A 20,525-nucleotide genomic window follows, 5' to 3' on the forward strand; every position below is an offset into this window, starting at 1 on the left:
CCCCATGCGCTTGAAACTTCTCGCTGTCGCCGCACTGGCCCTACTGGCCGGTTGCGCCACCCCGCCTCCTCCCGCCCCCGGCAGTGCCGCGAGCAAGGTGGTGGTGATGAACAAGTTCAACAACATCGCCATCGGCGCGATGCGGGTCGCCCGTGAAAACGGCTTCCTGACGGTCAAGGTGGCACTGAACAACACCAGCCACACCAACATGACCATGTACTACCGCTTTGTCTGGCTGGGTGACGACGGTTTCCCGGTTGCCGATGAAGAAAGCTGGAAAGTCTTCAACCTGTACGCGGCCCAGGCCACCTTCCTGCCGGCCATCGCGCCGGTGCCCAAGGCCACTGACTTCCGCCTGGAAGTCAAAACCCAATAAGCCGTTCCTGAACCCGATCAAGAGAGCACTTCCATGTTTGCACGCTTTTCCTTCCTCGCCGTGGTCGCCCTGCTGGCCAGCGGCTGCGCCAACAACTCCCCGGTCCTGGGCGGCAAGAACATCAGCTACGGCGACAGCAAGGCCGTGGAACTGGTGACCAACGAGTTCGGTTCCACCGACCTGCAGATGATCGCCGAATCCATGACCCGCTCCCTGGCCCAGTCCGGCATCCTCCAGGGCCGCCCAGTGGTGCAGGTCTACGACGTGAAGAACAAGACCAGCGAGTACATCGATACTCGCGAGATCACCACCTCGATCAAGACCCAGCTGATGAAATCCGGCACCGCCCGCTTCGCCAGCGACAACACAGCCATGCAGAGCCAGGTCGACCAGCTCAAGCTGCAGAACCAGAGCGGCCTGTACAAGAAGTCCACCGTGGCCAAGACCGGCAACATGGTCGCCGCCAAGTACCGTCTTGAGGGCTCCATCAGCTCCATCGTCAAGCGCAGCAGCGACTACAAGGACGTCTTCTACAAATTCAGCCTGCAACTGATCGACGTCGAGAGCGGTCTGGCCGAGTGGATGGACGAGAAAGAGATCCGCAAGACCACGGAGCGCTAAGCAATGCGTGCATGGATTGGCATCCTGGCCCTGGCCTGTGCGTTCAGCGCCCAGGCGGCCCCGAAAGTCGCAGTCATGGACCTGGCCTACCAGGAACGTGTGCAGGAATACATTCACGTGGTTTCGGCCCAGCAGAACTACCGCGAGGGCTACTACAGCTCCAGCGGTTCGGCCAGCTACAACGAACTGGAAGCCAGCACCAGCTACATCGAAGAAGGCGAACTGCGCAAGTTCACCGGTGATATCAAGGGCGGGATTCTCAAGTCCGGGATGTTCCAGCTGGTGCAGGGTTCGCCCCACACCGACGCGTCCAAGACCAACGTCTACGACATCATCAAGCGCATCAAGGCGGGCAACTTCAAGGGTGCCGACTACGTGCTGTTCGGCACGGTGTCGGACATCGACTTCACCCAGGACATCAACGAGCTGGCCAATACCAACAGCTACTCGGCGGTGCTGGGCCTGACCCTGGTGGCGGACTTCAGCCTGATCAACACCCGCACCTTCGAGATCACCTCGGCGTTCACCGCCATGGGCGAAGGCCAGGACACCAAGCTGGTGAACAGCCGCGACATCCGTGTCTCGCTGAACCGGCCACGGGTGGTACGCGAAGTCTCCAAGGCCCTGGGCGAAGACGTTACCCGGCAGATGGCCGAGCAGCTGGGTCGCGGTGGCTACGAGCAACCGGGGCAAGCGCCGATGCGCAACAACCTGCCGCCGGACACAGCGCCGGTAATCCTGCGCTAAGCCGTACGCAAACGAAAAAGGCGACCCGTGGGGTCGCCTTTTTTTGTCTCTGGAAAACCTAGGCCGCGGCTTTGCGAATGGTCGCCAGGAAGCCCGCCGCGCCGAGGAACAAACCGGCGAAGGTACGGTTCATGCGCCGCTGCTGAACCGGGGTACGCAACAGACGCAGGACCCTGGACGCCAGCCCGGTGTAGCCGGCCATCACGATCAGGTCGACCACGATCATGGTGGCGCCGAGAATCAGGTACTGCTTGACCAGGGGCGCATGGGGGTCGATGAACTGCGGCAGTACCGCCAGCATGAACACCAGGGCCTTGGGGTTGCTGATGTTCACCAGGAAGCCGCGAAACACCAGTGCCAGAGGCTTGCCAAGGGGACGGATGGCCGCGTCATCGCTGAGATCGCTGGGTAGCGCGCGCCATTGCTTGACCGCCAGGTACACCAGGTAGGCCACACCAAACCACTTGATTGCATAGAAGGCGGTGGCAGAAGCAGCAAGGATGGCGCCAACACCGGCGGCGACAATGGCAATCTGCAGGGCCAGGCCCAGTTGCAGGCCCAGGGCGTTCCAGTAGCCGCGCCAGAAACCGTATTGCAAGCCACAGGACATCGACGCAATGGCGCCGGCGCCCGGAGAAAGACTGATTACCCAACTGGCGGCAAAGAACGCCAGCCATGTTTCAAGCACCATCGCACACCTCGGATCGGATTGGTCGTGACTGCCTAAGCTAATCCTCCGACCCGCGGCTGACTATATTTTTTTCGCCCAAAGGTGATGCACGGCCCTGTAGCCTCTGCTGCAGGCTGCGATAGGTCCGCAGGACGGGGCAATAGCTGCACAGCCGTTCGCGGCCTGCGGCAGCGGCTACAGAGGAAGGGGTTACTTTTCGCCAGTTCCTACCGGCAGCACATCGCTGCCGCGCCAGCGACGCACCGAGCGCTGGAAGAACAGGCTGTTGGGCACCTGGACCATGGCGCTGCCGGTGCCGGCCTCTTCGGACTCGATCAGGGTGGTGTACAGCAGGTTGATCGCCACGACCCGGCCCTTGACGCCAGGCTTGTCGACGGTGTCCACCAACTCCACCACGTCACCCAGGCGGAAGGGGCCAACGGTGAAGATCAGGATCGCGCACAGCAGGTTGGAGAGCACACTCCACATGGCGAAGAAGGCCACCGCCGCCACGGCGACAAAGCCGGACAGGGCGGTCCACAACACCGTGGCGGAAACCCCCAGGCGCTCCAGGACGAAGATCACCGCGCTGCCCATGATCAGCCAGCGCAGACCGCCCCGCAGGGGCATCAGCAACTGCGGCGGGAACGGGTAACGCTCGCCCAGGCGGGTCAGGCCACGGGCGACAAAACGCTGGGCCAGATAGCCCGCCAGGAGAATCAGCAGGATCTGCACGCCCACCCACAACGGAGCGACCCACTGCGCCGGCAATGGCAGTTGCAACGCTTCCATCAGGACAGTGCCTCGAGTTCTGCCTGCATGCTTTCCAGCAACTCCAGGGCTTCCATCCAGGCCTCTTCCAGTTCGGACTCGCGGGTCTTGAGCTTGGCTTGCTCAGCCAACAGGTCCCGCAGCTCGTCCTTGCGCGCCGCTTCGTAAAGACCGCTGTCACCCAGGCTGGTCTCGATCTTGGCCAGGCGCTCATGGACCTTGCCCAGTTCGGCTTCCAACTTGTCGGCCTCGCGCTTGTGCGGTGCCAACTGCTGACGCAAAGCAGCCGCGGCCTGGCGCTGGGCTTTCTTGTCGGTCTTGTCCGGGTTGACCGGCGTGTTGCTGACCGGGGCATTGCGCTGGCGGTAGTCCACCAGCCAACGGGTGTAGTCATCCAGGTCGCCGTCGAACTCCTCGACCTTGCCGTCGGCCACCAGGAAGAAGTTGTCCGTGGTGCTCTTGAGCAGATGGCGATCGTGGGAGACCACCAATACCGCGCCGCTGAACTCTTGCAGGGCCATGGTCAGGGCCAGGCGCATCTCCAGGTCCAGGTGGTTGGTGGGTTCGTCGAGCAGCAACAGGTTCGGCCGCTCCCAGGCGATCAGGGCCAGGGCCAGGCGAGCCTTTTCACCGCCGGAGAAATTCAGCACCGGCTCGTCGATCCGCGCGCCGCGGAAGTCGAAACCGCCGAGGAAGTCGCGCAGGGTCTGCTCGCGCTCGGTGGGCGCCAGCCGCTGCAGGTGCAGCAAGGGGCTGGCCTTGGAATCCAGGGAGTCAAGCTGATGCTGGGCGAAGTAGCCGACAACGGTGTTCTCGCCCCGGGTCAGGCGGCCGGACAACGGCTGCAGCTCACCGGAGAGGTTCTTGATCAGGGTCGACTTGCCGGCGCCGTTGGGGCCCAGCAGGCCGATCCGTGCGCCCGGCGTCAGTTGCAGCTTGACCTTCTCCAGCACCGCGCGCTCGCCATACCCCAGACGGGCATCAGAGAGGTCGATCAGCGGGCTGGAGATCTTCGTCGACTCGCGGAAGGTGAAGTCGAACGGCGAGTCCACATGGGCCGCCGACAGCTCTTCCATCCGTTCCAGGGCCTTGATCCGGCTCTGGGCCTGGCGAGCCTTGGTGGCCTGGGCCTTGAAGCGGGCAATGTAGCTTTCCATGTGCGCCCGTTGCGCCTGCTGCTTCTCGTAGGCCTGCTGTTGCTGGGCCAGTCGCTCGGCACGGGCCCGCTCGAAGGCGCTGTAGCCACCGCGATAGAGGGTGATCTTGCGCTGGTCGACGTGAGCCACGTGATCGACCACGGCATCGAGGAAATCCCGATCGTGGGAGATCAACAGCAAGGTGCCGGGATAACCCTTGAGCCAGTCTTCGAGCCAGATGATGGCATCGAGGTCCAAGTGGTTGGTGGGTTCGTCGAGCAGCAAGAGGTCCGACGGGCACATCAGCGCCTGGGCCAGGTTCAGGCGCATCCGCCAGCCCCCGGAGAAATCGCCGACCTGGCGGTCCATCTGTTCGTTGGTGAAGCCCAGTCCGGCCAGCAGCTTGCGCGCCCTCGCGTCAGCGGTGTAGCCATCGGCGCTATCCAGCTCGGCATGCAGGCGCGCTTGCGCGCCACCGTCGTGGGCCGCTTCGGCGGCGGCCAGTTCACGCTGCACCTGGCGCAGACGCAGGTCGCCGTCGAGCACATAGTCCACGGCCAGGCGCTCGAGGGTGTCGACCTCCTGACGCATGTGGGCAATGCGCCAATCGGCGGGCAGGAAGCAGTCACCCGAATCCGGATGCAACTCGCCGCGCAGCAAGGCGAACAGGCTGGATTTGCCGGCGCCGTTGGCACCGATCAGGCCGGCTTTCTGGCCGGCGTGCAGGGTCAGCTCGGCGTCTTCTAGCAGACGTTGCGGGCCACGCTGTAAAGTCAGGTTCTGAAGTCGAATCATAATGGCGGCGGAGTCTACCAGCTTCGCTCGCAACTGGCGCGAGTAGCACTATGTCCTCTGACCTGTGGAATTTTTCCCTGACCACTTATGCCCTTTCCGGCGTGCAGGAAGCCTGCCTGCAGCTACAGGACGAAGGGGCCAATGTCTGCCTGCTGCTCTGTGGAGCCTGGCTTGGCCAGCGTGGCGTCCGCTGCGATAGCCAGCGCCTGGAGCAGTTGAATGAGCTCGCGGCGCCCTGGCACCGGGACGTGGTTCAACCCTTGCGCGACTTGCGCATTGGCTGGCGCGATGCGGCCCGCGAAGACCTTGAGTTGAGTGCCTTGCGCGAACAGGTCAAGACCCTGGAACTGGAAGCCGAACGGCAATTGCTGTTGCGTTTGCAGGAGCGGGTACGGGAATGGCCGGAGGTTCAAGCGAAGAGCCTGGAAGACTGGCTTGAAGGATTGGCGGCCGGAGCCGCCGAACGCAACCGCGACGCGCTGCAGGTGCTGCGCGTCGCGGCGACCGGCGCTTAAGAAGCGCTGGAAGGAGTACCGGCAGTTACCGGAGCGGGAGCGGCAGGAGCTGTGCTCGCAGTCGCTGCTGGCGAGGCTGCTGGCGCGGGTGCAGCTGGCTTGGCCGCAGCCGGTGCTGGAGCCGCTGGCTTGGCTGCCGGGGTGGCGGGTTTGGCCACAGCGGGTTTGGCTGCTGCAGGCTTGGCCACCGGCTTTTTCGCAGTCGGTTTGGCGGCAGGTTTGGCGGCCGGCTTGGCTGCTGGTTTAGCAGCCGACGATACTGCTGGCTTGGCAGCTACTGCAGGTTTGCTGGCGGGTTTGGCAGCAGGTTTGGCCGGCGCTTTTGCGGCGGCAGGTTTGGCTGCGGATTTGGCTGCGACAGGTTTAGCGGCAGGTTTGGCTGCTACAGATTTGGCGGCAGGTTTGGCCACTGGCTTGGCGGCGGCAGGCTTGGCTGCGGCGGCTTTGGCTGCTGGCTTGGCGGCAGCGGTCTTGGCGGCAACAGGTTTGGCAGGCGCAGGCTTGGCGGCAGGTTTAGCCGCTGCGGGTTTGCTCGCCGCGGGTTTAGCTGCGCTGGCAGACGCTTTTTTCGCCACTGGTTTGGCGGCAGATTTGGCAGGTGCTTTAGCTGCAGGCTTGGCCGCTGGTTTCTTCGCTGCGACAGCTACCGGCTTGGCATCACGAGTGCTCAATGCCTTGGCCACTGCTTCCTTCACACGACCAACGCCTTGAGCCAGTTTCAGGCTTTCCTGGGCATCGCGCTTGAGTTGCAGAATGTAGCTGCGGGTTTGTGCCTGGCGCTCTTTCAATGCGTCCAGCAAGTCTTCGAGTTCTTTCACCGCGGTCTTGGCCTTGGCTTGTGCCTTGGCCTTGCCGGCCGCCGCAGCGTCCTGCAATTTGGTGCGCGATTTGTGCAGTTTTTCCTGCGCCTTACCCCGTTGTTTTTCCAGCTTGGCGAGCAGTTTTTCAGCATCAGCCAAGGCTTGGGAACAAGCGTTTTCCAAATGTTCGAGCAGGCTGCCCGACAGCTGTTGGAGCAAATGCAACGGAGTATTTACAGGCTTCTTATTGGCCGACATGGTTTACCTCCTGGCTGACGTGAGTTGCGGCTCATACTAGACCTCTGCTGCTACCGCCGCTAGGGCATGTTGACAGTATCGAAAGCCCGGCGTTGCAGCGGATTGAAAATGTTCTTCGCCGTCATCGAAGTTGCTCACCAACCCGTGCTTTGTCGCTGGCATAATCCACCGCTACTCAGGCCGGAGAGTGCCCATGTCGCGTTACCTGTTTTTATCCCTGAGCCTGTTCTTGCCACTGGCTCAGGCTGCTGCCGAAGCGCCGCCCAATGACGCTCACGACCTTGCCTACAGCCTGGGCGCAAGCCTCGGTGAACGACTGCGTGACGAAGTGCCCGATCTGCAGATCCAGGCATTGGTCGAGGGTTTGAAAGCCGCTTATCAAGGCAAGCCACTGGCCCTAAAAACCGAACGCATCGAACAGATCCTGGCTCAGCACGATGCACGGATCAGCGAGCAGTCGAGCCAGTCGAAAACTGAAGCGGCCCTGGAAAACGAACGACGTTTTCTCGACCAGGAAAAGGCCAAGCCCGGCGTGCGCCAACTGGCCGATGGCATTCTACTGACCGAGCTGGCACCTGGCAGTGGCAACAAGGCCCGCCCCAACGGTTCAGTCCAGGTGCGCTACACCGGACGCCTGCCCGATGGCACCGTGTTCGACCAGACCCAGCAACCGCAGTGGTTTCGCCTGGACAGTGTGATCGAAGGCTGGCGCAGCGCCTTGTCGCAGATGCCCACCGGCGCCAAATGGCGACTGGTGATTCCTTCGAATCAGGCCTACGGCACCGAAGGCGCAGGCGACCTGATCGCGCCTTACACCCCCCTGGTATTCGAGATCGAACTGCTGGGCGTTGCTGACTAAGGCACAGGAACGAAAAACGGCACGCCAAGGCGTGCCGTTCCTGTATTGCTCCGCCCTGTTTTCAGGCCTGAGCCACCGCGTCCTGCTTGTGGGCGTTATGCAGCACTTCGATCAGGCAATCTTCCAGTTCGAAGCGTTCGTGCAACAGGCCGCCCAGCTCCTTGAACTTCTGCGCCACACACTGACCCGCATCACACAGGTCGTTGAACGCCAGGAGCTTTTCAGTGATCACATCAATACGCGGATAGAGGGTATCGGCCAGCTCAAGCCCGCGCTTGTCGCCAAAGGCCTTGGCCTCGCTGGTGAGCTGCTCGTAGATTTCAAAATGACCGGCGGAAACGTAGTCCACCAGAATCCCGCAGAATTCCTGCAGCGATTTCTTGCTCTCGCTCAGGGCTTCGGGCTCGGCACCCAACGCATCATAGGCTCGAACCAGTTCGTGACGCTCCTGCAACCAGCGGTCGATCAGCAGATGCACTCCACCCCAGCGTTCCTGAGCATTCTGACAACTTTCGAGCATGGTGATCTCTCTTCCCTTATGGGTCATGCCGCTTGCCCGCCGCCCCCCCCTTCTGGAGACTCTGGATCCGGTCAGGCGCAACAGCATCGAGCAACATAATTCCAGTGACGCGTGCGGGCCAGATTATGCCCGCTCGACAACAGCATCAAGGTACGCAGGAGATAAAGTTCATACAAGCGTTTAATCCGCGCCCTCCCACCAAACCATGACTCAGGGCAACGCTGCAGCCTTGCGACTGGATCGAGACAGGCGCAGCAGACGGTAGCCGCTGAAGATCAGCATGATCACGAAAAACAGCAGGCTCCACTCCGGCAGACTCATGTCGAGCAGGGTCCAGGTGACCTCCGCGCAGTCCGATGTCCCCACGAAGGTCAATTGCAGTGCCTGCCACCAGGACAGGTTGCGCAGCATGAACGGCATGTCCGGCAGGCAGGCCAGGAGTTGCTCGGAAGGAATGTTCTGCAACAACACATGACGCCCGGCAGTGATCACTCCGAACAGGCCCAGTATCAGGTTGAGCGCCCAGTAGACAGCTCGTCCCATGCGCCCCGGCCCCTGCACCACAGCCAGTAGATTGACGCCAGCGAACATCATCAGCAGCAAGCGTTGCACGCCCCACAAGGTGCAGGATTCCAGGCCACCACCGGATTGCAGGTTGAACGCCGCCCACGAGGCAAAAGCCCCCACCAGGAACACCAGGGAGAACAGCAAGCGAGAGCCGGCCAGCGACATGAGATATCCGTAACGGAGAGAAACAGGCAGCCACGGTAGAGAAAGCGCTCGCTCCTTTCAAGAAGCGCTATGCCGCAGCGGATCGACAATCAACCGTGAATGAGCCATCAACCCCAAATAAAAACAGGCCGGTTGCCTGCAACCGGCAACCGGCCCTGAAGACGCTTCAGATCCGTACCGGAACCGGCAACGGTGACGCCAGCAGGCGCTCGTCGAGCATTCCCAGGCCTTCCTGGAACAGCTGGTTGCTGCGCTCGGTATCGCCCAACTGAGCCAGCAAACGAGCCAGCTCGGCACAGGCTTCAGGATTGCGCTGCAGTCGCAGGCTGCTTTCCAGGTAGTCCCGGGCCTTGCCCCACAGACTGTTCTGCAGACACAGACGGCCCAGGGTCAGTAGCAAACTCGGGTCGTCCGCATGCTCCTTCAACCAGTGCTCGGCAGTCTGCAACTGGCGCGATGGATCGCTGCCGCGCACCAATCCGTAGAGCCGTACCAGGTGGCTTTCATATTTGCGCTTGAGGGCTGTGCGCAGGGCCTCTTCAGCCTCGGCTCCTGCCCCCAGCTGACGCAGTTGTTCGGCGTAGGCCAGCACCAGCTGTGGCTCCTGGCGTTGGGCCGAAGTCAGTTGCTGCCAGGCTCGATTGAGAGACTGCAGGCCTGCCACCTGATCCTCTTCGCGCCGTGCCGCCAAGGTCAGGTTCTCACCCCAGGCGCGACGCTCCAGCTCCTGCAGCTCGCTGGCCGGCAGGGCCTTGTCCTTGCGCAACTCGGGCAGCAAACGGATCAGCGCCGACCAGTCACCACGCTGTTGATGCAGGCGCTGCAACTGGCGCAGGACCTGAACGCTATGGGGATGGCGCTCATGCATCGCTTGCAGGGTGCTCAGGGCACCTTCGGTATCACCGCGGTCGGTCTGCAACTGGGCATGACTCAAGGCGACCGCCAGCTCGGCCTGGGGCTGGCGAGTCAGTGCCCGCTCCAGCAACTGGTCGCACTCCTCATAGTGGCCTTGCTCGTTGGCGGCGCGGGCCGCACCGAGGTAATACAACAGTGGTTGACGTTCGGCCTCTGCAGCACGGTGCAGGTGTTTTTGCGCGCTGGCCCAACGACCTTCGGCAAGGTCCATCTGGCCCTGCTCGATGGCGATTTGTACCCGGCGACTCCGATTGCGCCGCGACCAGGGATTGACCACACCACCAGAGACCATCACCAATTCGATCAGCAGCTTGATGCCCCAGATCACCAACCAGATCAGCGCCACCAAGGCCAGGGTTGCCCACAGGCTGGATTCGTAGCGGAAGTTGCTGTAGGCGATCAGCACGTACCCGGGATGCTCGGCAATGGCCAACCCCAACAGGCCGATGGCTGCGATGAGCAGTAGAACGATCACATAGACGCGCTTCATGGGCTCGTCTCCTGGGCGGTGTTCGCCGCAGGTTTGGCCAGAGGCTTGACTGAATCTTCAGCGTTCAGATTGCGCCGCTCGAGATAGGCCTGGACAGTGCTCAGGGTCTTGGCCAGATCCGGGGTGACAACGGTCACGGGCTGCTTGCTCAGTTCGGACAAGCGCTCAAGCATGATCTTGCTTTGCGGATTGTCCTGATTGAAGTTGCTGGTCAGTACATCACGTGCCTCGGTCAGTGCCTGGGTATAGACCGCCGCCTGACCATTCAAGGCGGCCCATTGTGCCTGCTCCAACGTCAGGCTCAGGGCCAGGCGCACCTGAGTCAGCCCCTGGCCGGCCAGCAACGGACGGATGTTCTTGTCGGCATTGAAATCGATGCGGAAATAGCGGGAGATCTGATCCCACCACTGCGCCCAGCGGCTCGCGCCGTCACCGTCGGCGGTCAGCCCCAGCAGTGACTCGCCGCGGTCCTTGTACTCCGGAGCCACGGCGCTGAGCTCAAGCACCTGATCACGCAGGGCTCCCAGTTGCAGGAACAGGCCGGTGCGATCTGGTTGCTCGGTACTGCGCAAGGCCGCCAGGCTCTTGGCCAACTGCTCGCGTGCAGCGAAAGAGCCCGGGTCGTTCTGCTCCCGCAGGATATCGTCTGCGCCCTGGACCAGGGCCTGAGCACTGCTGATGTCTTGCAGTGCAGACAGACGCAGACTGGCCAGACGCAGCAGATGCTCGGCCTCGGCCAGGCGCCAGTCCTTGCGGCTGGCGCCGAGCACGGTTTCCAAGCGCTGACTCAAGCGCTGCTGATCACCTTGCAACTGGGCCACCAGCCGCCGCCGGTCCTCCAGCTCATCGGCTGCCGGCAGTTGTTCCAGGCGTGCACTCAGGCGCTGTTCACTGAGTTTGAAACTCTGCGCCTGATCTCCCAGGGCCTGCAGCTGGCTCAGTTGCTGCTGGTTGTTGGCTTGCAGGCTGCGCACCTGCCAGATCCCCCAGCCGCCTGCGGCGACACCCGCCGCCCCCAGCAGCAGGGCCAGTATCGCCAACCCGTTGCCACGACGCTCAACGGTTGGGGTCGTGGGCTCGGCAGGTGCTTCAGGCACCGGCCGCACTTCATCTTTAGGCAAGGCTGTTTCGCTCACGTATCCATCCTTTGCGTTTAGAGAACGGGCACGGGTTGCTCCCGTAACGCCGTTAGCAAAGCCGCGGCACTGGCGCCGCGACAATCCACAACTTTTTCCGCCCCAGCGGCACGTGCCATTTCGGCGACCCGGGGACTTGGAACAAACAACGGCATCTTCGCCAACTGCGACCAGGCTGGGCCGGCCAACTGCTGCAAGTGGCTGAAACCCTGTCCACTGCTGACCACCAGGCCGTTCAAGCGTTCCCCCTCAATCCGCTCAAGCAGCGCATCCTTGGCGTAATGCGGCAGGCACCGGCGGTAGAGTTCCAGATAATCGACACTAGCACCTAGGTCACGCAAGCGCTCAGAGAGCAGTTCGCGACCGCCCTCTCCGCGGACGATCAGCACCCGTGGCTCAGGTCGCCGGATAGCCTCGCGCAATTGGGGAAGCTCAAGCAAGGCTTCGCTGTCATCACCTGTTTGAGGGTAGAAAACTTGCAGACCGGCATCCGCAAGGATCTGCCCGGTACCGGCACCGACACTGAACCAGCTTTGAGCGGGAGGCTGAGGCCAATAGGCTCGCAGCAAGCCAAGGCCAAGGTGCGCGGCAGGCTTGCTGACCACGATCAGCGCACAGTAACGATCCAGTTCCAGCAGGATCGCCCGCTGCGAATCGCTGACAGGCAAGGCTTGAATCTCCAGTAGCGGCAGGCTGCTGCTGAAGACACCGACCTCGGCCAGGGTCGCTGCCAATGCAGCACTATCCTCGCTCGGCCGGGTCAGCAGCAGGCGCCACCCGATCACTCTTCGCCCGCCTCGCCGTAGACCGCGCGCAGGATGTCATCGGCGCCCTGGGCCAGCAGGTCGTCTGCCACCTTCACCCCCAGTTCAGCGGCCGACGCTCGCGGGCCACGCGCTTGCGCGCTCAACAACAGTCCACCGCTAGGCTCACCGACCAGGCCTCGCAGCCAGATCTGATCGCCTTCGAGCACCGCGTAGCAGGCAATCGGAACCTGGCAGCCACCGTTCAAATGCTTGTTCAGCGCTCGCTCGGCAGTCACCCGGCTGGCTGTGTCGGCATGATGCAGAGGCGCCAGCAACGCGTGAATTTCAGTGTCGGCACTACGGCACTCGATGCCGACTGCGCCTTGGCCACCGGCGGGCAGACTCTCATCGACACTGATGGACGAACTGATGCGGTCTTCGAAGCCCAGACGGATCAGGCCGGCGGCGGCCAGGATAATGGCGTCGTACTCACCGGCATCCAACTTGGCCAGCCGAGTATTGACGTTGCCCCGCAGAAAACGAATCTGCAGGTCAGGGCGACGGGTCAGCAGTTGGGCCTGGCGGCGCAGGCTGGAGGTACCCACCACGCTGCCTTCCGGCAATTGCTCAAGGCTGGCGTAGGTATTGGAAACAAAGGCGTCACGTGGATCTTCACGCTCGCAGATGCAGAACAACCCCAGGCCTTCGGGAAAGTCCATGGGCACATCTTTCATCGAATGCACAGCGATGTCGGCCTGGTTTTCCAGCAGTGCGGTTTCCAGCTCTTTGACGAACAGGCCCTTGCCGCCGATTTTCGACAGGGGCGAGTCCAGCAGTTTGTCACCGCGACTGACCATGGGCACCAGGGTCACGACGAGGCCCGGATGGGCCTCTTGCAGACGGGCTTTGACGTATTCGGCCTGCCACAAGGCCAGTGCACTTTTGCGGGTAGCGATGCGGATTTCGCGAGAGGACATGGATCAATCCGTACTGAATAGATACGGCAGATAATAACAGCTCAGCCAAAGCAGCTTTGACTTGTATCAGAAACGCAGCGCCCTCCCGACGCCAGGCTTGCCTTTTTGTGGGCCTTGAGTCGCGTTCTAGAGCTGCTGCATCATCTTGCGTACACCCGCCACATGACGTCGGCTAACGATCAGGGCATCACCATTGAGCCCCTTGAGGTACAGCTGGAAATGTCCCAGGGGCGTACGCTGCAGTCGTTCGATCCGCTCTCGCGCCACCAGCGCATTGCGATGAATACGCACAAAGCGCTCACCAAATTCGTCTTCCAATGCCTTCAATGGCTCATCCAGAAGCACCTCGCCGCTTTCGTGGCGCAAGGTCACATACTTGTGGTCAGCAATGAAATACACCACCTGAGCCAGAGGAATCAGCTCGATACCCTTACGGGTGCGGGCGCTGATGTGACTACGCGGGCCATTGCCGCTTTCCGCCGCCGGCCGGGTCAGGGCCGCCAACTGCACGCGATTGGGCTTCTCGGCCTTTTTCAGCGCCTCCAGCAGCAGTTCTGGGCGCACGGGCTTGACCAGGTGCCCGACCCCGCTGGCATCGAAGGCCTCTAAGGCGAATTCGTCCGGGGCCGCGCAAAACACCAGCGCCGGAGGCGTCTCGCGTTCGCACAATTTTCCGGCGACCTGCAGACCGTCCAGACCCGGCATGCGGACATCGAGCAAGACGATATCCGGCTTCAGGCTGTCGATCAGGCTCAGTGCCTCTTCGCCATTGGTGGCGCTGGGCTCCAGGACACTGTATCCCTCAAGCTCACTGACCATCCGGCTCAGGCGCTCGCGGGCTAGGGGTTCGTCATCAACGATCAGGACATTCATATTGCGCTGGATTCCTGCGTGAGTCTCGCACAAGGATAGCGTAGACAGGTGGAGTGACGTCCGTCACGGCGATCCACGATAAGACTAGTGCGAAGGCCAAAAAGTGCCGCAAGTCGGGCACCAATATTTACCCGGACCTGCCCGATACCGCCCAAGGTCGGTGGATGCGCGACGGCGTTGCAGGGAATGCTGGTATTCAACACAAAGCCCCCCTCGTTACTGTGGTCGGTGTCCACCCTGGCCGCACCTGCCTCGTTTCGTGGGCGGGTTGCATGGACCTGCGCGGAGTGAACTCGATGGACAGACTCACTGCGAACACGCGAGGGGTGTTACGCAATTGTGCCGGTCCTCCTGTCCAACTGTAGACGGTTGCCAAGACGATATTGCTCAATCGATAAATATCGTTTGATCGATATCACCTTGCGCACTCAAGCCCCCCTGTCCTGATCCACTCCGGATTGTGCCGACCTCAGTCTCTGCGCCCTAGGGACCGGCGACAAGCCACGCAGACAGGCCCGGAGAAAAAAGCTGCCGACCAGTGCCAGCGACAGCCCAGGCAACCCTGTTATTATCGGCGCCTGTTTTTTACGCCATCTTCCTTCAGCAGATCACGAGCGAATTCATGAGCACTGACAAGACCAATCAGTCCTGGGGCGGCCGCTTCAGTGAACCCGTCGACGCCTTCGTCGCCCGCTTCACCGCCTCTGTCACTTTCGACCAGCGCCTGTATCGCCACGACATCATGGGCTCCATCGCTCATGCCACCATGCTGGCCAAGGTTGGCGTGCTCACTGACGCCGAGCGTGACAGCATCATCGACGGCCTGAAGACCATCCAGGGCGAGATCGAGGCCGGCAGCTTCGACTGGCGCGTGGACCTTGAAGACGTGCACATGAACATCGAAGCGCGCCTGACCGACCGCATCGGCATCACCGGCAAGAAGCTGCACACCGGACGCAGCCGCAATGATCAGGTGGCCACCGACATCCGCCTGTGGCTGCGGGACGAAATCGACCTGATCCTGGCCGAGATCACCCGCCTGCAAAAAGGCCTGCTGGAGCTGGCCGAGCGCGAAGCCGAAAGCATCATGCCGGGCTTCACTCACCTGCAGACCGCCCAGCCTGTGACCTTCGGGCACCACATGCTGGCCTGGTTCGAAATGCTCAGCCGCGACTACGAGCGCCTGGTGGACTGCCGCAAGCGCACCAACCGCATGCCTCTGGGCAGCGCTGCGCTGGCCGGCACCACCTACCCCATCGACCGCGAGCTGACCTGCCAGCTGCTGGGCTTCGAAGCCATGGGTGGCAACTCCCTGGACAGCGTCTCCGACCGTGACTTCGCCATCGAATTCTGCGCCGCCGCCAGCGTGGCAATGATGCACCTGTCGCGCTTCTCCGAAGAGCTGGTGCTGTGGACCAGCGCGCAGTTCCAGTTCATCGATCTGCCGGACCGCTTCTGCACCGGCAGCTCGATCATGCCGCAAAAGAAAAACCCCGACGTACCAGAGCTGGTGCGGGGCAAGAGCGGCCGAGTGTTTGGCGCACTGATGGGCCTGCTGACCCTGATGAAGGGCCAGCCCCTGGCGTACAACAAGGACAATCAGGAAGACAAGGAACCGCTGTTCGACGCTGCCGACACTCTGCGCGACTCACTGCGGGCCTTCGCCGACATGATCCCGGCCATCAAGCCCAAGCACGCCATCATGCGTGAAGCGGCCCTGCGTGGCTTCTCCACCGCTACCGACCTGGCGGACTACCTGGTGCGCCGTGGCCTGCCGTTCCGTGACTGCCACGAAATCGTCGGCCACGCCGTGAAGTACGGTGTGGAGACTGGCAAGGACCTGGCAGAAATGAGCCTGGAAGAACTGCGCAAATTCAGCGACCAGATCGAGCAGGACGTGTTTGCCGTGCTGACCCTGGAAGGTTCGGTGAATGCTCGTAATCACATCGGCGGCACCGCTCCAGCCCAGGTCCGGGCTGCCGTGGCTCGCGGCCAGGCGTTGCTGGCCAGCCGCTAAGCCCCTGCCCTTAGGGGCCGGCAACTCTTCTGCCGGTCCCTACAAGCGGGCTACCCGACGCTAGCGCCCCGATCGCCTGGCGGTAATGAGCGCAGCCTTGTCAGCGGCAATCCGCCTGGCGTTGGGCGTCTGTTCCAGGCGCTCCAACAGGGCCCTGGCCTCTGGCATATCGGCCAGAAAATCGATCCCAAACAGCTTGTCCCCAACGACCAGGGCCAGGTTCACGCTGTACTGGAAATACAGGTCCGCCACGCTCAGGCTGGTACCCGCCACATAAGGCGCGAACCGAGCATGCCGGCGCAATGCGGCAAACCCCTGCAGCAATTCAACTCCAGCCTTTTCCTTGATGGCCTCGGGCAGCGTTGCACCGAAGAACACTTCGGGGAAACAGGCTCGGGCCGGCAGCTCGATATAGAGTTCGATCTCCTTGGCCAGTGCCAGCACCTGTGCCCTCTCGAAGGCATCTCCCGGTAGCAACGCCGGCTCGGGATGGACCTGCTCCAGGTAATCGAGAATCACGCTGGTTTCACTTATAAAGCCCTGCTCCACTTCCAGCACCGGAACCTTGCCCCGAGGACTGATGGCCAGCGCCTCGGGGCTCTGGCCGGCGTAGAACAACACCTCCTCGAAGGGCAGGCCCTTTTCCAGCAGGGCCAGTTTGACCATGTTGTAGTAGTTGCTGATGGCGAACCCATAAAGCTTGAACATCCCATAGCCTCCAGGCCGTGCAGGGGGTCGGCAGGACTTTTTATAGAAGGTTAATCCACTTCTGACCAGCAGCATCCAGCCTCTGAATACGAGTAAACTGGCGACCTTTCCTTGAGGAGCCTGCCATGAGCGAGCCAACCGATATCGACAACGACGAAGAAGAGTTCGCCGAAAACACCCTGATCGAAGCGATCGAGAACCAGATCGAAAGCGACAATCCGCCAGCAGCCAAGGCCACCTTCAATAAGCTGACTCTGGTGGGTTACGAGCGGGAAGAAATCCTCAGCCTGATGGCCCACGTCCTGGCTGTCGAGATCGATGCGATCCTCGAGGAAGACCGCGCCTTCGATACCCAATGGTACGAAGCCGCGCTGCGCGCCCTGCCGGAACTGCCTCCAGAGAAGCAGTAAGCCGCTACCACCGGAGCGCTGCCCGCAGCAACGCTCCGGCACGCCACTCCCGACCTGACTACACTGCAGGCACCCTGCGGCCAAAGACCGCTGCCCCCAGGTACAAAAGTCCTCAGCGAATGCTGGACACGCCGCCGTTCTGCGGTCACCTTAAGAACGCTGACCTCTCATTCCTAGAAAGTCTGGAGTCCTTATGTCGTATACCCCTGAGTTGGTTGCCGAACTGGAAATCCTTGCACTCTTCAACCTGGACAACTCCCAGGAAGGCCTGAAAATCCATCAGACCGCCGCCCCTTCTGCCATCGCCGCCGCCCAACGCCTGTTTGACAAAGAACTGATTACCCAGCCCGATGGGGGCTACCTGACCAGCCTTGGCCGGGATGCTGCTGAACATGCCCAAGGCCTGCTGACCATCCTGAGCGTCAAAGAAACCGCCTGAACACCGTTCCTCGGCCTGCGGGGTTCCCGTCTGTCGGATTCCGTAGGCACCCTCCCGCCAATACGCTAGAAATCTGGCGTCAAAAAACAAAATCAGCTTAAGGCTCGGTCTTGTCTGACGATAAACTGCTGCCGTCCTCAAACCGCCACGTTCGAGCTCAGCTTGAAATGCCCCATACCCATGAAATCCGTCCCGATCTGGATGAAGGAATCGATCGCAAGGTTCTCAGTCAACTGCGCGCGCGTTTTCTCACCCTCAATGCCGGACGCATGGCTCGGGCAATGGAAGGGTTGTCGGCACGCCAGCAGCTGGTCCTCAACCTGCTGCCACTGTTCTTTCACGTCAATCACCCCCTGCTGCCCGGCTACGTTTCCGGCGCTACCCCGGCGGGACTGTCCAACTACGAGCCCGACCCGCAAGCCCTGGCTGAAGCCCAGCGCCTGACCCGTTCCTTTTCCTACAAGCCTCGTCATGGCAATCCACCTCGACCTATCCACGGCCTGTTTCTCATGGGCAGCCTGGGCACCCTGGCCCAGGCGGACCAGAGCGACATGGATGTCTGGGTGTGCCATGCGCCGGACCTGAGCGAAACCGAGCTGGCCGAACTGCAGAAGAAATGCCAGTTGCTGGAAGCCTGGGCCGCGGGCCAGGGCGCCGAGGCGCATTTTTTCCTGATCGACCCCAACCGCTTTGTCCGCGGTGAGCGGGATACACAGCTGAGTTCGGATGATTGCGGCACCACCCAGCACTACCTGCTGCTCGACGAGTTCTACCGCACCGCCATCTGGTTGGCCGGACGCACGCCGTTGTGGTGGCTGGTGCCGGTGTACGAGGAGTCCCGCTACGAGCGCTACATCCACACCCTGCTCTCCAAGCGCTTCGTACCCGCCGAAGAGAATCTGGACCTGGGCCACATGGCACGCATTCCGCCCGGCGAGTTCATCGGAGCCGGACTCTGGCAGCTGTTCAAGGGCATCGAGTCCCCCTACAAATCAGTACTCAAGCTGCTGCTGATCGAGGTCTACGCCAGTGAGCATCCCAGGGTCCAGTGCCTGAGCCTGCGCTTCAAGCAGGCGGTGTTCGCCAACCGCCTGGACCTGGACGAGCTCGACCCCTATATCGTGGTTTACCGACGCATCGAGGAATACCTCAAGGCCCGTGGCGAGCCCGAGCGTCTGGAACTGGTACGGCGCAGCCTGTACCTCAAGGTCAACCGCAAGCTTTCCAGCGGCAATGGCGCTCGCAGCCCGAGCTGGCAGCGGGCACTGCTTGAGCGCCTGGCCAGCGAATGGGGCTGGGATCAGCGCCAGTTGGCCCTGCTGGACAGTCGCAGCCAATGGAAAGTGCGCCAAGTCAGCAGCGAGCGCCGGGCGCTGGTCAACGAGCTCAACTACAGCTACCGCTTCCTGACCCAGTTCGCCCGCACCGAACAGGCCGCCAGCCTGATCAATAAACGCGACTTGAACGTGCTGGGCCGACGCCTGTACGCGGCATTCGAACGCAAGGCGGGGAAAATCGAGTTCATCAATCCCGGCATCGCCCCGGACCTCGCGGAAGACACCCTGACCCTGGTGCAATCGCCGAACAAGAAAGAACCAGGGCAGACTCATTGGGGCCTGTACAACGGCAATCTGACCGCCCTGGAGTGGGAGCACTTCGCGCCTATCAAGCGCAGCCGTGAATTGCTTGAGCTGCTGACCTGGTGCCATCGCAATGGGGTGATCGATAGCAGCACGCGCCTGGCCCTGCACCCTGGCAGCAGCGACCTGAGCGAGTTCGAGCTGTTCAACTTGCTTGGCAGCCTGCAACAGACGGTGGCCCTGCCACTGACCACCGTCGACGAAGAACAGCTGCTGCATGCCAGCGTACCCGGCGAAGTGCTGATCCTGGTGAACGTCGGAGTCGACCCGCTCAAGCATCACCGCGACCTGAACATTCTCATGACCACCGAGCGCACCGACTCCCTGAGCTACGCCGGGGTGCGGGAAAACCTGGTGCTGACCCTGGATCAGGTCACCCTCAATAGCTGGAACGAGGTCATGGTCGGGCGCTATGACGCTGAACATGCCTTGCTCGAATGCCTGCGGGACTACCTCAATAACCTGCCGTCCGACTCACAACCACGGTTGCGGGTCCGCTGCTTCTGCCACAACCGCGCACAGTTCATCGCTCGGCGGGTGGAGGAGCTGTTCGAAACCGCGCACCACCTCCTGCTCAGTCAGCTCAACTACCGCTACCTGATCCAGGTCCAGCAGCACTTTCACGTCCTCGAACTGGTACCCGGCCAGGTTCGGCATCGGGCCATGGCGACACCCGCCGCACTGCTTGAATACCTGGGCCAGGAGCAAGCCCGCTATAGCCCCCTGCACCTCGATCCCATGGCCCTGGAAGATCACGACCTGGCGCTGATCCTGCCCATGGGCCAGCCAGACTGCATTCAGGTGTTCTATCGGATCATCGAGCAGCACGCCGAACTCCATATCCTCGATGAGCACAACGCCCTGTGGCAGCAGACCCTGGCGTACCACGACGAACAAAGCCTGCTGGTGCCCCTGCAGCGCTTCCTGCAGTCGATCCTCTACCGCCGTGAAGCGCTACAGTCGATGGACAGTAGCCAGGGCGAGAAACCTTTGGACACACTCTACTTGCAGATACTGCCCTCAGGCACCGGTCGGGCGCGCCGGGTAGAGCCGCGACCAGCACCTGCGACCCCGGTGAACAAGGCCTTTTATGACGTGCAGGCGATCATCGGCAAGGCTGCACCTGGCCAGGTGCAAGTCTCGCTGTACTGCAATCAACGGGAGTTTTCCGAACTGGAATATGGCAACCAGCTATTCAGCGCGGTGGCCCAGGAAATCGTCGGACAGCGCCGTGAACCGGAACGCTATCGCTGCTACATCACCGACCTGGACCTGTCCGGCCTGCTCGGTGATATGCAAAGTTCGAGCATTGTGTATCTGCGCTACAAGGCCAGCCTGGAGCGCGCACTGAACGACGCGCTCGAGCAGGTCTAG

21 protein-coding genes are annotated in these 20,525 nt (G+C 61.9%); 9 read left to right on the forward strand and 12 right to left on the reverse strand.

Annotated elements, in window-relative coordinates; all coding sequences use genetic code 11:
• Nucleotides 1–4: 4 nt before the first annotated feature.
• From Q8O96_RS16695 to Q8O96_RS16705, 3 genes are read left to right on the forward strand one after another with little or no spacing between them, the layout of a single operon-like run.
• Nucleotides 5–376 (forward strand): YcfL family protein, encoded by a 372-nt coding sequence (locus Q8O96_RS16695; protein WP_060841665.1) that lies wholly within the window; start codon nucleotides 5–7, stop codon nucleotides 374–376.
• A 33-nt stretch (nucleotides 377–409) separates the two neighbouring features.
• The gene (gene lpoB / locus Q8O96_RS16700) at nucleotides 410–997 is read left to right on the forward strand and encodes a penicillin-binding protein activator LpoB (protein WP_060841666.1); all 588 of its coding nucleotides are present in this window, start codon (nucleotides 410–412) and stop codon (nucleotides 995–997) included.
• Nucleotides 998–1,000: 3 nt separating this feature from the next.
• Nucleotides 1,001–1,744 carry a penicillin-binding protein activator LpoB gene (locus tag Q8O96_RS16705; protein WP_102881252.1) on the forward strand — a complete coding sequence of 248 codons (744 nt, stop codon included), beginning with the start codon at nucleotides 1,001–1,003 and terminating at the stop codon, nucleotides 1,742–1,744.
• Nucleotides 1,745–1,802: 58 nt separating this feature from the next.
• Here Q8O96_RS16705 and Q8O96_RS16710 read toward each other — a convergent pair whose 3' ends face one another.
• From Q8O96_RS16710 to Q8O96_RS16720, 3 genes are all read right to left on the reverse strand, one after another.
• Nucleotides 1,803–2,435, reverse strand: a complete 633-nt coding sequence (locus tag Q8O96_RS16710) for a LysE family transporter (protein ID WP_102862211.1) — start codon at nucleotides 2,433–2,435, stop codon at nucleotides 1,803–1,805.
• 189 nt (nucleotides 2,436–2,624) lie between these two features.
• Nucleotides 2,625–3,206, reverse strand: a complete 582-nt coding sequence (locus tag Q8O96_RS16715) for a mechanosensitive ion channel family protein (RefSeq protein ID WP_305949114.1) — start codon at nucleotides 3,204–3,206, stop codon at nucleotides 2,625–2,627.
• Complete coding sequence (locus Q8O96_RS16720) at nucleotides 3,206–5,116, reverse strand: ATP-binding cassette domain-containing protein (protein ID WP_102862213.1); 1,911 nt, start codon at nucleotides 5,114–5,116, stop codon at nucleotides 3,206–3,208. The genes Q8O96_RS16715 and Q8O96_RS16720 overlap by 1 nt, the downstream gene beginning before the upstream one ends.
• Nucleotides 5,117–5,166: 50 nt before the next feature.
• Here Q8O96_RS16720 and Q8O96_RS16725 point away from each other — a divergent pair, with 50 nt between their 5' ends.
• Complete coding sequence (locus tag Q8O96_RS16725; RefSeq protein ID WP_102862214.1) at nucleotides 5,167–5,631, forward strand: TIGR02444 family protein; 465 nt, start codon at nucleotides 5,167–5,169, stop codon at nucleotides 5,629–5,631.
• Here Q8O96_RS16725 and Q8O96_RS16730 read toward each other — a convergent pair.
• Nucleotides 5,628–6,689: an AlgP family protein gene (locus Q8O96_RS16730; protein ID WP_305949115.1), complete on the reverse strand. Its 1,062-nt coding sequence runs from the start codon at nucleotides 6,687–6,689 to the stop codon at nucleotides 5,628–5,630. The genes Q8O96_RS16725 and Q8O96_RS16730 overlap by 4 nt on opposite strands.
• Before the next feature lie 193 nt (nucleotides 6,690–6,882).
• On the opposite strand from Q8O96_RS16730, the gene Q8O96_RS16735 reads away from it, so the two are divergent.
• Entirely contained in the window at nucleotides 6,883–7,548 is a 666-nt protein-coding gene (locus Q8O96_RS16735; protein ID WP_305949116.1) for an FKBP-type peptidyl-prolyl cis-trans isomerase, read from the forward strand.
• A gap of 61 nt (nucleotides 7,549–7,609) precedes the next feature.
• Here the strand turns inward: Q8O96_RS16735 and rsd are convergent, their stop codons facing one another.
• The 7 genes from rsd to Q8O96_RS16770 form a co-directional block, all read right to left on the reverse strand.
• Nucleotides 7,610–8,068: a sigma D regulator gene (gene rsd, locus Q8O96_RS16740; protein WP_102862217.1), complete on the reverse strand. Its 459-nt coding sequence runs from the start codon at nucleotides 8,066–8,068 to the stop codon at nucleotides 7,610–7,612.
• 210 nt (nucleotides 8,069–8,278) lie between these two features.
• Nucleotides 8,279–8,800, reverse strand: a complete 522-nt coding sequence (locus Q8O96_RS16745) for a disulfide bond formation protein B (RefSeq protein ID WP_305949117.1) — start codon at nucleotides 8,798–8,800, stop codon at nucleotides 8,279–8,281.
• A gap of 166 nt (nucleotides 8,801–8,966) precedes the next feature.
• The gene (locus Q8O96_RS16750; RefSeq protein ID WP_102862219.1) at nucleotides 8,967–10,205 is read right to left on the reverse strand and encodes a heme biosynthesis protein HemY; all 1,239 of its coding nucleotides are present in this window, start codon (nucleotides 10,203–10,205) and stop codon (nucleotides 8,967–8,969) included.
• Nucleotides 10,202–11,341 carry a uroporphyrinogen-III C-methyltransferase gene (locus Q8O96_RS16755; RefSeq protein ID WP_170002945.1) on the reverse strand — a complete coding sequence of 380 codons (1,140 nt, stop codon included), beginning with the start codon at nucleotides 11,339–11,341 and terminating at the stop codon, nucleotides 10,202–10,204. Before Q8O96_RS16755 ends, Q8O96_RS16750 begins: the two co-directional genes overlap by 4 nt.
• 17 nt (nucleotides 11,342–11,358) lie before the next feature.
• Nucleotides 11,359–12,126 carry a uroporphyrinogen-III synthase gene (locus tag Q8O96_RS16760; RefSeq protein ID WP_102862221.1) on the reverse strand — a complete coding sequence of 256 codons (768 nt, stop codon included), beginning with the start codon at nucleotides 12,124–12,126 and terminating at the stop codon, nucleotides 11,359–11,361.
• The gene (hemC, locus tag Q8O96_RS16765) at nucleotides 12,123–13,064 is read right to left on the reverse strand and encodes a hydroxymethylbilane synthase (RefSeq protein WP_102881262.1); all 942 of its coding nucleotides are present in this window, start codon (nucleotides 13,062–13,064) and stop codon (nucleotides 12,123–12,125) included. Before hemC ends, Q8O96_RS16760 begins: the two co-directional genes overlap by 4 nt.
• A 126-nt stretch (nucleotides 13,065–13,190) precedes the next feature.
• Nucleotides 13,191–13,937 (reverse strand): LytTR family DNA-binding domain-containing protein, encoded by a 747-nt coding sequence (locus Q8O96_RS16770; protein WP_102862223.1) that lies wholly within the window; start codon nucleotides 13,935–13,937, stop codon nucleotides 13,191–13,193.
• Between the two features lie 622 nt (nucleotides 13,938–14,559).
• Between Q8O96_RS16770 and argH the strand changes: the two genes are divergently transcribed.
• Nucleotides 14,560–15,954, forward strand: coding sequence for an argininosuccinate lyase (gene argH / locus Q8O96_RS16775; RefSeq protein ID WP_305949118.1), 1,395 nt, complete (start codon nucleotides 14,560–14,562; stop codon nucleotides 15,952–15,954).
• A gap of 60 nt (nucleotides 15,955–16,014) precedes the next feature.
• Here argH and Q8O96_RS16780 read toward each other — a convergent pair whose 3' ends face one another.
• The gene (locus Q8O96_RS16780; RefSeq protein ID WP_102862225.1) at nucleotides 16,015–16,662 is read right to left on the reverse strand and encodes a glutathione S-transferase; all 648 of its coding nucleotides are present in this window, start codon (nucleotides 16,660–16,662) and stop codon (nucleotides 16,015–16,017) included.
• A 125-nt stretch (nucleotides 16,663–16,787) separates the two neighbouring features.
• On the opposite strand from Q8O96_RS16780, the gene Q8O96_RS16785 reads away from it, so the two are divergent.
• The 3 genes from Q8O96_RS16785 to Q8O96_RS16795 all read left to right on the forward strand — a co-directional run bounded on the left by Q8O96_RS16785 (nucleotide 16,788) and on the right by Q8O96_RS16795 (nucleotide 20,525).
• A complete protein-coding gene (locus Q8O96_RS16785) occupies nucleotides 16,788–17,072 on the forward strand; it encodes a hypothetical protein (protein WP_305949119.1) in 285 nt (94 codons plus the stop codon).
• Nucleotides 17,073–17,265: 193 nt separating this feature from the next.
• Nucleotides 17,266–17,511 carry a TIGR02647 family protein gene (locus Q8O96_RS16790; protein ID WP_025130885.1) on the forward strand — a complete coding sequence of 82 codons (246 nt, stop codon included), beginning with the start codon at nucleotides 17,266–17,268 and terminating at the stop codon, nucleotides 17,509–17,511.
• Between the two features lie 167 nt (nucleotides 17,512–17,678).
• Complete coding sequence (locus Q8O96_RS16795; protein WP_305949120.1) at nucleotides 17,679–20,525, forward strand: class I adenylate cyclase; 2,847 nt, start codon at nucleotides 17,679–17,681, stop codon at nucleotides 20,523–20,525.

The sequence above is a fragment of the Pseudomonas sp. LPH60 genome, assembly GCF_030718165.1.
Lineage (GTDB): Bacteria > Pseudomonadota > Gammaproteobacteria > Pseudomonadales > Pseudomonadaceae > Aquipseudomonas > Aquipseudomonas danubii.

Bases quoted from the DNA above. Each gene is read 5' to 3' on its own strand.
- Q8O96_RS16695 (WP_060841665.1), top strand. From the start codon at position 5: ATGCGCTTGAAACTTCTCGCTGTCGCCGCACTGGCCCTACTGGCCGGT.
- lpoB (WP_060841666.1), top strand. From the start codon at position 410: ATGTTTGCACGCTTTTCCTTCCTCGCCGTGGTCGCCCTGCTGGCCAGC.
- Q8O96_RS16705 (WP_102881252.1), top strand. From the start codon at position 1,001: ATGCGTGCATGGATTGGCATCCTGGCCCTGGCCTGTGCGTTCAGCGCC.
- Q8O96_RS16710 (WP_102862211.1), bottom strand. From the start codon at position 2,435: ATGGTGCTTGAAACATGGCTGGCGTTCTTTGCCGCCAGTTGGGTAATC.
- Q8O96_RS16715 (WP_305949114.1), bottom strand. From the start codon at position 3,206: ATGGAAGCGTTGCAACTGCCATTGCCGGCGCAGTGGGTCGCTCCGTTG.
- Q8O96_RS16720 (WP_102862213.1), bottom strand. From the start codon at position 5,116: ATGATTCGACTTCAGAACCTGACTTTACAGCGTGGCCCGCAACGTCTG.
- Q8O96_RS16725 (WP_102862214.1), top strand. From the start codon at position 5,167: ATGTCCTCTGACCTGTGGAATTTTTCCCTGACCACTTATGCCCTTTCC.
- Q8O96_RS16730 (WP_305949115.1), bottom strand. From the start codon at position 6,689: ATGTCGGCCAATAAGAAGCCTGTAAATACTCCGTTGCATTTGCTCCAA.
- Q8O96_RS16735 (WP_305949116.1), top strand. From the start codon at position 6,883: ATGTCGCGTTACCTGTTTTTATCCCTGAGCCTGTTCTTGCCACTGGCT.
- rsd (WP_102862217.1), bottom strand. From the start codon at position 8,068: ATGCTCGAAAGTTGTCAGAATGCTCAGGAACGCTGGGGTGGAGTGCAT.
- Q8O96_RS16745 (WP_305949117.1), bottom strand. From the start codon at position 8,800: ATGTCGCTGGCCGGCTCTCGCTTGCTGTTCTCCCTGGTGTTCCTGGTG.
- Q8O96_RS16750 (WP_102862219.1), bottom strand. From the start codon at position 10,205: ATGAAGCGCGTCTATGTGATCGTTCTACTGCTCATCGCAGCCATCGGC.
- hemC (WP_102881262.1), bottom strand. From the start codon at position 13,064: ATGTCCTCTCGCGAAATCCGCATCGCTACCCGCAAAAGTGCACTGGCC.
- Q8O96_RS16770 (WP_102862223.1), bottom strand. From the start codon at position 13,937: ATGAATGTCCTGATCGTTGATGACGAACCCCTAGCCCGCGAGCGCCTG.
- argH (WP_305949118.1), top strand. From the start codon at position 14,560: ATGAGCACTGACAAGACCAATCAGTCCTGGGGCGGCCGCTTCAGTGAA.
- Q8O96_RS16780 (WP_102862225.1), bottom strand. From the start codon at position 16,662: ATGTTCAAGCTTTATGGGTTCGCCATCAGCAACTACTACAACATGGTC.
- Q8O96_RS16785 (WP_305949119.1), top strand. From the start codon at position 16,788: ATGAGCGAGCCAACCGATATCGACAACGACGAAGAAGAGTTCGCCGAA.
- Q8O96_RS16790 (WP_025130885.1), top strand. From the start codon at position 17,266: ATGTCGTATACCCCTGAGTTGGTTGCCGAACTGGAAATCCTTGCACTC.
- Q8O96_RS16795 (WP_305949120.1), top strand. From the start codon at position 17,679: ATGCCCCATACCCATGAAATCCGTCCCGATCTGGATGAAGGAATCGAT.